This window comes from Actinotalea caeni (assembly GCF_009733795.1).
In the GTDB taxonomy this organism is placed as follows: Bacteria; Actinomycetota; Actinomycetes; order Actinomycetales; family Beutenbergiaceae; genus Pseudactinotalea; species Pseudactinotalea caeni.
Genome location: NZ_WNXX01000016.1, coordinates 74,591 through 83,144, shown reverse-complemented (window position 1 = coordinate 83,144; position 8,554 = coordinate 74,591). Strand labels below are relative to the sequence as shown.

Genomic DNA, 8,554 nt, shown 5'->3' with positions numbered 1-8,554 from the left:
CGCGGAGCCCGCAGCGCAGGCGCCGGCCGCGCAGCCGCCCGCTGCCCCGACGCCGGCCCCGGCGGCGGCCGCTCCCGTGGCCTCGCCGTTCGCTCGCCCGGAGGTGCCGGTCATCGACGCCGCCGAGCTGCGCGCGCTGCTCGAGGGCGACGCGCCGGTGACGGTGCTCGACGTCCGCGAGCCGGTCGAGGTGGCCGCGGGCAGCATCCCGGGTGCGCTGCACGTGCCGCTCGCCCGGCTGCTCACCGAGGCCGGGCGCACCGCGGTCCCCCGCGAGGGCACGATCGTCGCCTACTGCAAGGCCGGGCCCCGCTCGGAGCGGGCGGCCGCGCTGCTGCGCGCCGACGGCCGCGACGCCGTCTCGCTCGCCGGCGGCTTCCCCGCCTGGCTCGCGACCACCTCGCGATCGGCATGAGCGCGATCTCCGCGGCCGCGTACCGGCAGCAGGTGCTCGCGCTGGTCGAGCCGACCGCGAGCGCGCCGACCCATCTCGCCGACGCCGCCGGTCTCGTGCTCGCGAACGACCTGCACGCCCGCGTCCCGACGCCGCCGTTCGACAACTCGGCGATGGACGGCTACGCGGTCCGGGCCGACGACGTCGCGGGCGCGACCGACGAGCGCCCGGTCGTGCTCCCCGTCGCCGACGACGTCCCGGCCGGACGCACCGACCGCCTCACGCTCGCGCCCGGCACCGCGATCCGGATCATGACGGGCGCTCCGATGCCCGCCGGCGCCGACGCCGTCGTCCCGGTCGAGGTGACCGACGGCGGCACCGAGCGGGTCGTCGTCCGGCGGCCCAGCGCCGTCGGCACCCACGTGCGGCGCGCGGGCGACGACCTCGCGACCGGCGCGCTCGTGCTGCGCGCCGGGACCCGCCTGACCGCGCGGCACCTCGGCGCCGCCGCCGCGGCCGGGCACGGCCTGCTCGACGTGCACGCACGGCCGCGGGTCGCGGTCGTCTCGACCGGCTCCGAGCTCGTGCGCGCGGGCGAGCCGCTCGCGCACGGCCAGATCCCCGACTCCAACAGCCACCTGCTCGCGGCCGCGGTCGCCGAGGCCGGCTGCGTGCCGGAACGGGTCAGCGCGGTGCCCGACGACGAGGACGCCCTGCGCGCGACGCTCGCCGAGGTCTCCCCGCGCGTCGACGCGATCATCCTGTCCGGCGGGGTCAGCGTCGGCGCGTACGACGTCGTCAAGGCCGTGCTCGCGCCGCTGCCGTCGATGTGGTTCGGACCGGTCGCGATGCAGCCGGGCAAGCCGCAGGGTTCCGGACGGCTGGCCGACGGCACGCTCGTCGTCGCGCTGCCCGGCAACCCGGTGAGCGTCTACGTCTCGTTCGAGGTGTTCGTGCGGTCGGCGCTGCGACGGCTCGCCGGCGAGAGGGACGTGGAGCCGGCGTTCCTGCCGGCCCGGGCCGCGGTGTCGTGGTCGAGCCCGCCGGGGCGGGAGCAGTACATGCCGGTCACGATCACGCGTGACGGCATCACGCCGCTCGTGCACCCGTCGTCGCGACGCGGGTCGGGCAGCCACCTGGTCGGCGGACTCGCGGGCGCCGACGGGCTCGCCCGGGTGCCCGCCGACGTCACCGAGGTGCACGAGGGCGACGAGATCGAGGTCCTGGAGGGGGCGCGATGAGCCGACCGCTCACCCATGTCGACGGCGCGGGCCAGGCCCGGATGGTCGACGTCACCGAGAAGCAGCCGACCGTCCGGTCGGCGACGGCGTCGGCGCACGTCGCGTGCGCGCCGCACGTCGTCGAGGTGCTGCGCGACGACGCGGTGCCCAAGGGCGACGTGCTCGCGGTCGCGCGCATCGCGGGCATCGCGGCCGCCAAGCGCACGCCGGAGCTGCTGCCGCTCGCGCACGTCATCGGCGTGCACGGCGCCGTGGTCGACGTCGAGGTGGTCGACGACGGCGTCGACATCCGCGCGACCGTCCGCACCGCCGACCGCACGGGGGTCGAGATGGAGGCGCTGACGGCGGCGTCGGTGGCGGCGCTCGCCGTCGTCGACATGGTGAAGGCGCTCGACAAGGGCACCGAGATCACGCGCGTGCGGCTCGAGCGGAAGACCGGTGGCAAGTCGGGTGACTGGACCCGCTGAGCCGCTGGACGCCGTCGTCCTCGCCGGCGGCCGCAGCTCCCGGCTCGGCCGGGACAAGGCGGCGCTGCTGCTCGACGGCGAGCGGCTGGTCGACCGGGCGGTCGCGGCTGCCCGCCTCGCGGGTGCCCGGCGGTGCGTGGTCGTGGGTCCCGCCGCCCTGCGCCCCGCGGTCCCGGTGGTGCAGGAGGACCCGCCCCACGGCGGGCCGGTGGCCGGGCTGGCGGCGGGGCTCGCGGCGCTCGACGAGCGCGAGGGTGCGAGCGCCGAGGGCGTCCTCGTGCTCGCGTGCGACCTCGCCCGCCCCGAGGCCGCGACGGCACGGCTGCTGACGGCGTGGCGCCACCTGCCGGGGGCGGCGGACGGCGTCGTGCTGCAGGACCCCGCCGGGCGCGCGCAGTGGCTGGCCGGCGCCTACCGGCGCGGCGCGCTGCGCGCCGCGCTCGCCGCGGTCGGCGGCGTGCGCGGGTGCTCGATGCGACGTCTCACCGCCGGCCTGGTGCTGCACCGGGCCGCGGCGCCGGAGGAGGCTGCGGCGGACATCGATACCTGGGAGGATCTGAGCAGAGCGGAACGGCGAAGGAGTGACGGCCCGCGATGAGCGACCTGCCCCCGATCCAGGCCTGGGTGGAGCACCTGTGCGCGACCCTCGGCGTCGACCCCGGCGCCGTCGACCTGCGCACGATCCTCGACATGACGCGCGACGTCGCGCACCACGTCGACCGCCCGGCGGCGCCGGTGAGCGCGCTCGTCGTGGGGCTGGCGGCCGCCGCCCAGGGCGGCGGCGCGGACGCGGTCCGCGCGGCGTGCGCGACCGCCGCCGAGGCCGCGCGCGCGTGGGAGGCGTCGTGACCCAGGTGCGCTACTTCGCCGCAGCCGCCGAGGCGGCGGGCACCCAGGCCGAGGTCATCGAGGCGCACACGCTCGGCGAGCTGCGCGCCCGCATGATCGCCGCGCACGGACCCGACCTCGAGCGCGTCCTCACCCGGTGCGCGCTCCTCGTCGACGGCCGCCGCGTCGACGACCCCCAGGTCACGCTCGCCGGCACCGACGTCGTCGACGTCCTCCCGCCCTTCGCCGGCGGCTGACGCCCCCTCCCTGCCTCCCCCCCGGTCCGGTTTCACCGCACTTTGCAACACAGCCCGGTTTCACCGCACTTTGCAACAGGGCCCGGTTTCACCGCACTTTGCAACAGGGCCCGGTTTCACCGCACCTTATGCCGCACGCCGAATGCACCGCGCTGTGCAGCACCCGAGGTCGTCGGCGCAGATGTCCAGGCAGCAGGGCGTGGTCGGCGTCATGCCCCCGGTTGGTCGGGCGCGTGTCGAGTGCGTCGTGGTGAGTGCGCGGTGGGTCTGCCGACGCGAGACGTGCGGTTGAGCACGAGCGACAGGAAGTGCGGTGAAACCCGGCCGCGGCACAAAGTGCGGTGAAAGTGGTGCGTGTTGCAAAGTGCGGTGAAAGTGGTGCGTGTTGCAAAGTGCGGTGAAAGCGAGGTGGGGCGAGCGCGTTCAGGTGAGGGCGGCGCCCAGTTGCTCGCGGACGTGGGTGGCGACGGCAGGGCTGGCGGCGCCGATCAGCCAGGGCTTGACGACGCCCGGGGCGTAGGGCGAGCCGTCGCCGCGGACGAGGGTGCCGCCGACCTCGGCGAGCAGCAGCGCGCCGGGCGCGTGGTCCCACGGCTTGGCGTGGGCGAACACGACGTAGTCGACGTCGCCGGCCGCGACGTGGGAGTAGTCGACACCCGCGCAGAACCAGGTCTCGCGCAGCGGCGCCAGGTCGCCGAAGCCGTGCCCGCGGATGTGCTTCTGCGAGCTGATGCCCGCCCACTCCGCCGGGCTCGCCGCCGGCTCCAGCCGCGGCAGCCGCTCCTCGTTGCGGTAGGCGCCGGCGCCGCGCTCGGCGACGAAGGCGAGCTGGTGCTCCGGCTGCCAGATCCAGCTCCGCACGACCTCGCCCGCACGCAGCTCGGCCACCATCACCGCGTGGTCGGCCTTGCCGTGGACGAAGTTGTAGGTGCCGTCGATCGGGTCGATCGTGAACGCGTGGTCGGCGGCGGCGAAGGCGTCCAGCAGCGAGGGGTCGGCCGACGTCGCCTCCTCGCCGAGGATCATCGCGTCCGGGTAGGCGCGACGCAGCGCGGCCGTGATCGCCTCCTCGGACTCCCGGTCGGCGACCGTCACGAGGTCGTTCGGGTGCTCCTTCTCGAACACCTCACCCTCGGCGAGCGACCGGAATCGCGGGGTGATGATGTCGACGGCGGTCTGCCGCAGCAGATCCAGAACGGCCTCGGTGTCCACGTGCGACCACGTTAGTCCAGCCGCGGGAGGGCGCCTGCCTCAGTCGTGACCCTTTGCCGCCTCGACGACGGCGGGGCCGTGGTTCCAGACCCGGATCGCGGGCTCCTCCCGCTCGAAATGGAGCACGCTGACCGAGCCGGCGTCGAGCAGCAGCTGCGCGCCGAAGCGCGGCTCGGCCCGCAGGAACACCGCGGCCAGCACCCGCAGGCAGTGGCCGTGGCCGACGAGCGCGACGTCGCCGTCGGCCATCGCCTCGACGGCGCGGCGCACCACCCGCGAGGCCCGGGCCGCGACCTCCTCGACCGTCTCGCCCGGGGTGTCGCCCGGCACCACGCCGTCCCGGAAGACCGACCAGTCGTAGCCCAGCCGCGCGCGGATGTCCTTGGTGCTCAGGCCCTCGTAGCCGCCGTAGTCCCACTCGAGCAGGTCGTCGTCGATCTCGGACGTCAGCCCCGCGAGCTCGGTCGTGCGCCGCGCCCGCTGCAGCGGCGAGGACAGCGTGAGCACGAACCGGTAGTCGGTGAGCAGCCGCCCGGACGCCTGCGCGAGCTCCTCGCCGCGCGCTGTCAGCGGGATGTCGGTCCGGCCGGTGTGCTGACCCGAGCGCGACCACTCGGTCTCGCCGTGCCGCAGCAGCACCAGGTGGCCGGTGGGTGGCGGCGGGCCGCCGCTCTGCGTCGTCACGCGGCCAGCATACAGCACGCACCTGCTGGCCGTGCTGGACGCGCTGGTGCGCGTCGCCGACGGCCCGGTGCCGCTGCCGGTGGAACTGGCGGCCTGGTTCCACGACGCGGTCTACGAGGGCGTCGCCGGTGCCGACGAGGAGGCCTCGGCGCGGCTCGCGGAGTCGCTGCTGGCCGGTCGCCTGCCCGGCGAGACCGTGGCCGAGGTGGCGCGGCTGGTGCGGCTGACGGCCGAGCACCGGCCCGCGCCCGGCGACCACCACGGGGCGCTGCTGTGCGACGCCGACCTCGCGGTGCTGGGCTCCGCCCCGCCGGTGTACGACCGCTACGTGGCGCGGGTCCGGAAGGACTACGCCCACGTCGACGACGGGCGGTGGCGGGCCGGACGGGCGAAGGTGCTGCGGCACCTGCTCGCGCTCGACCCGCTCTACCGCACCCCGCGGGGGCAGGCGCTGTGGCAGGAACCCGCCACGGCGAACCTGCGGCGCGAGCTGACGACGCTGCTCGACTGAGCGCGCTGCCGCTCACCAGGGCGGCTGGGCCACGAGCAGCCACGACGGCGCCGCTCGCCACAGCGGCATCGGCGAGCACGCCGAGAGCCGGCGCATCCGTGCGGGCGCCTGCGGCAGTGCGCCCAGCGCCAGCCTGGCCGGCGCCACCAGCACGGACGACCGAGCGTGACCGTGCAGCGCGAGGTGCGGAGGCATCGCGTCCGACGCCGCTCGCACGCACCCAACCGCGCCAGGACAGAGACGTACCGACGACGGAGAGCAGAGATGACCACCCCCACGACCCGCCCCGACGCGCGCGCCGAGCACGGCAGCACGGCGGAGCCCGACACGACCGAGCCCCGCCGCACCGCGGCGGCCGGCACCCCGACCGGACCGGGGACCACCACCGAGCCCCGCACCACCGAGCCCCGCAGCACCGCGGACCCCGACACGACCGAGCCCGAGACGCCAGCCGCGCGGGCCGCGCGGCTGGTCACAGAGTCGCGGACCTTCGCGGCCGAGGCGGGCATCGCGACGAGGGACACCCCGTCGTCGGTCTTCCGGCTGCTGGTGCTGTCCTGCCTGCTCGCGGCGCCCGTGCAGCACGCCACCGCCCTCCGTGCCGCGCGGGCGCTGCGCCCGGCGACCCGCAGCGCGGCGGCGCTCGCGCGGACACCGGTCGAGGAGGTGTCGCGGCACCTCACGGCCGCGGGCTACTGGCGGTTCCACCGCACCAAGGCGGCGCTGCTGGTGCGCGCGGCCGGCGACGTCGTCGACCGGCTCGACGGCGACCTGCGGACCCTCTACCGCGAGGCCACCTCGGCCGCGGAGCTGCACCGAGCGCTGCGGCGCGTGCCCGGCGTCGGCACCCACGCCGCCCACATCGTGCTCAGGGAGGCGCAGGGCGTGTGGCCCGATCTGCAGCCCTACCTCGACACCCGGGTCCTCGACGGCGCCGCTCGCCTCGGGCTGCCGACCGATCCGGACGCGCTCGCCGCGCTCGTCGACCCCGAGGACCTGCCACGCCTGGCCGCCGGCTGCGTGCGCGCCACGCTCGCCGGCGGCACCAGGGCCGCGTGAGCCCGGCGGCGGCGCGACCTCGCGCCGCCGGTCCCCCACCCGGGCCCGCGGACGACGACGGCCCCCGGGATCGCTCCCGGGGGCCGTCGGTGTGATGCGTCAGACGGTCAGGCTCAGAAGCCCATGCCGCCCATGTCGTCACCACCGCCGGCAGGCGCCGCAGCGGCCTTCTCCGGCTTGTCGGCCACGACGGCCTCGGTGGTGAGGAACAGCGCCGCGATCGAGGCGGCGTTCTGCAGCGCAGAACGGGTCACCTTGACCGGGTCGTTGATGCCGGCGGCCAGCAGGTCCTCGTACTCGCCGGTGGCGGCGTTGAGGCCGTGGTTGGTCTCGAGCGAGCGCACGCGCTCGGCGACGACACCACCCTCGAGGCCGGCGTTGATGGCGATCTGCTTGAGCGGGGCCTCGATCGCGATCTTCACGATGTTGGCACCGGTCGCCTCGTCGCCCTGCAGGTCGTCGAAGTTCGCGAGCGCCTTGTTGGCGGCCTGGATGAGCGCGACGCCACCACCGGCGACGATGCCCTCCTCCACGGCGGCCTTGGCGTTGCGCACCGCGTCCTCGATGCGGTGCTTGCGCTCCTTGAGCTCGACCTCGGTGGCCGCGCCCGCCTTGATGACGGCCACGCCGCCGGCGAGCTTGGCGAGACGCTCCTGCAGCTTCTCGCGGTCGTAGTCGGAGTCGCTGTTCTCCATCTCCGCACGGATCTGGTTCACGCGGCCGGCGATGGCGTCGGCGTCACCGGCACCCTCGACGATCGTGGTCTCGTCCTTGGTGACGACGACCTTGCGAGCCTGACCGAGCATGTCGATCGTGGCGTTCTCGAGCTTGAGGCCGACGGTCTCCGAGATGACCTGGCCACCCGTGAGCACCGCGATGTCGGCGAGCATCGCCTTGCGGCGGTCGCCGAAGCCCGGGGCCTTGACCGCGACGGACTTGAAGATGCCGCGGATCTTGTTGAGGACGAGGGTCGCCAGCGCCTCGGACTCGACGTCCTCGGCGATGATCAGCAGCGGCTTGCCGCTCTGGATGACCTTCTCGAGCAGCGGCAGCAGGTCCTTGACGTTGCTGATCTTCGACTCGACGATCAGGACGTACGCGTCCTCGAGGACGGCCTCCTGACGCTCGTTGTCGGTCACGAAGTAGGCCGAGAGGAAGCCCTTGTCGAAGCGCATGCCCTCGGTCAGCTCGAGCTCGAGGCCGAGCGCGTTGGACTCCTCGACGGTGATGACACCCTCCTTGCCGACCTTGTCGAGGGCCTCGGCGATGAGCTCACCGATGGCCGGGTCGGCGGCGGAGATACCGGCGGTCGCCGCGATCTCCTCCTTGGTCTCGACCTCCTTGGCGGAGTCGAGCAGGGCCTCGGTCACGCGCTCGACGGCCTTCTCGATGCCCTTCTTGAGGGCGATCGGGTTGGCGCCGGCGGCGACGTTGCGCAGGCCCTCGCGCACGAGCGCCTGGGCGAGGACGGTGGCGGTGGTGGTGCCGTCACCCGCGACGTCGTCGGTCTTCTTGGCGACCTCCTTGACGAGCTCCGCACCGATCTTCTCGTACGGGTCGTCGAGCTCGATCTCCTTGGCGATCGAGACGCCGTCGTTCGTGATCGTGGGGGCGCCCCACTTCTTCTCGAGGACGACGTTGCGGCCCTTCGGGCCGAGGGTGACCTTCACGGTGTCGGCGAGGGTGTTGAGCCCACGCTCCATCCCGCGCCGGGCCTCCTCGTTGAAGGCGATGATCTTGGCCATGGGGGTTGGATTCCTCCGGTACTGGCTTGGACGTGGGTGCCGCGCGCCCGCGACGGACGACGCCGGTCTCGACGGTCACGTCCCGTCTCGGCCGACGCCTCGCTCGGCGACCCGAGTGGAACCCCCGGGGCGCGTCACGACCGGCGCCTCGCGTCG

General features: G+C 74.9%; 12 protein-coding genes. 8 read left to right on the top strand and 4 right to left on the bottom strand.

Features of this window, described 5'->3' with window-relative positions:
• The 6 genes from GPA02_RS13885 to GPA02_RS13860 form a co-directional block, all read left to right on the top strand.
• The coding region (locus GPA02_RS13885; RefSeq protein ID WP_162457787.1) for a rhodanese-like domain-containing protein at positions 1–415 on the top strand (415 nt) is incomplete at its 5' end.
• Positions 412–1,635, top strand: coding sequence for a molybdopterin molybdotransferase MoeA (locus GPA02_RS13880; RefSeq protein WP_156200669.1), 1,224 nt, complete (start codon positions 412–414; stop codon positions 1,633–1,635). The genes GPA02_RS13885 and GPA02_RS13880, both read left to right, overlap by 4 nt.
• Entirely contained in the window at positions 1,632–2,102 is a 471-nt protein-coding gene (gene moaC, locus GPA02_RS13875; RefSeq protein ID WP_156200668.1) for a cyclic pyranopterin monophosphate synthase MoaC, read from the top strand. The genes GPA02_RS13880 and moaC overlap by 4 nt, the downstream gene beginning before the upstream one ends.
• Complete coding sequence (gene mobA, locus GPA02_RS13870; RefSeq protein ID WP_240134054.1) at positions 2,086–2,700, top strand: molybdenum cofactor guanylyltransferase; 615 nt, start codon at positions 2,086–2,088, stop codon at positions 2,698–2,700. Before moaC ends, mobA begins: the two co-directional genes overlap by 17 nt.
• On the top strand, positions 2,697–2,951 hold the full coding sequence (locus GPA02_RS13865; protein ID WP_156200667.1) for a DUF6457 domain-containing protein: 255 nt from the start codon (positions 2,697–2,699) through the stop codon (positions 2,949–2,951). Before mobA ends, GPA02_RS13865 begins: the two co-directional genes overlap by 4 nt.
• Positions 2,948–3,187: a MoaD/ThiS family protein gene (locus GPA02_RS13860; protein ID WP_156200666.1), complete on the top strand. Its 240-nt coding sequence runs from the start codon at positions 2,948–2,950 to the stop codon at positions 3,185–3,187. The genes GPA02_RS13865 and GPA02_RS13860 overlap by 4 nt, the downstream gene beginning before the upstream one ends.
• Before the next feature lie 423 nt (positions 3,188–3,610).
• Here the strand turns inward: GPA02_RS13860 and GPA02_RS13855 are convergent, their stop codons facing one another.
• Entirely contained in the window at positions 3,611–4,399 is a 789-nt protein-coding gene (locus tag GPA02_RS13855; RefSeq protein WP_156200665.1) for an inositol monophosphatase family protein, read from the bottom strand.
• Between the two features lie 39 nt (positions 4,400–4,438).
• Positions 4,439–5,083 (bottom strand): histidine phosphatase family protein, encoded by a 645-nt coding sequence (locus GPA02_RS13850; RefSeq protein ID WP_156200664.1) that lies wholly within the window; start codon positions 5,081–5,083, stop codon positions 4,439–4,441.
• Between the two features lie 31 nt (positions 5,084–5,114).
• Between GPA02_RS13850 and GPA02_RS13845 the strand changes: the two genes are divergently transcribed.
• On the top strand, positions 5,115–5,594 hold the full coding sequence (locus tag GPA02_RS13845; RefSeq protein WP_156200663.1) for an HD domain-containing protein: 480 nt from the start codon (positions 5,115–5,117) through the stop codon (positions 5,592–5,594).
• Between the two features lie 12 nt (positions 5,595–5,606).
• Here GPA02_RS13845 and GPA02_RS13840 read toward each other — a convergent pair whose 3' ends face one another.
• On the bottom strand, positions 5,607–5,747 hold the full coding sequence (locus GPA02_RS13840) for a hypothetical protein (RefSeq protein WP_204986614.1): 141 nt from the start codon (positions 5,745–5,747) through the stop codon (positions 5,607–5,609).
• A gap of 111 nt (positions 5,748–5,858) precedes the next feature.
• Here GPA02_RS13840 and GPA02_RS13835 point away from each other — a divergent pair, with 111 nt between their 5' ends.
• Positions 5,859–6,653 carry an HhH-GDP family DNA glycosylase gene (locus GPA02_RS13835; RefSeq protein ID WP_156200661.1) on the top strand — a complete coding sequence of 265 codons (795 nt, stop codon included), beginning with the start codon at positions 5,859–5,861 and terminating at the stop codon, positions 6,651–6,653.
• A 113-nt stretch (positions 6,654–6,766) separates the two neighbouring features.
• On the opposite strand, the gene groL is transcribed toward GPA02_RS13835, so the two are convergent.
• Entirely contained in the window at positions 6,767–8,398 is a 1,632-nt protein-coding gene (groL, locus tag GPA02_RS13830) for a chaperonin GroEL (RefSeq protein WP_156200660.1), read from the bottom strand.
• Positions 8,399–8,554 lie beyond the last annotated feature (156 nt).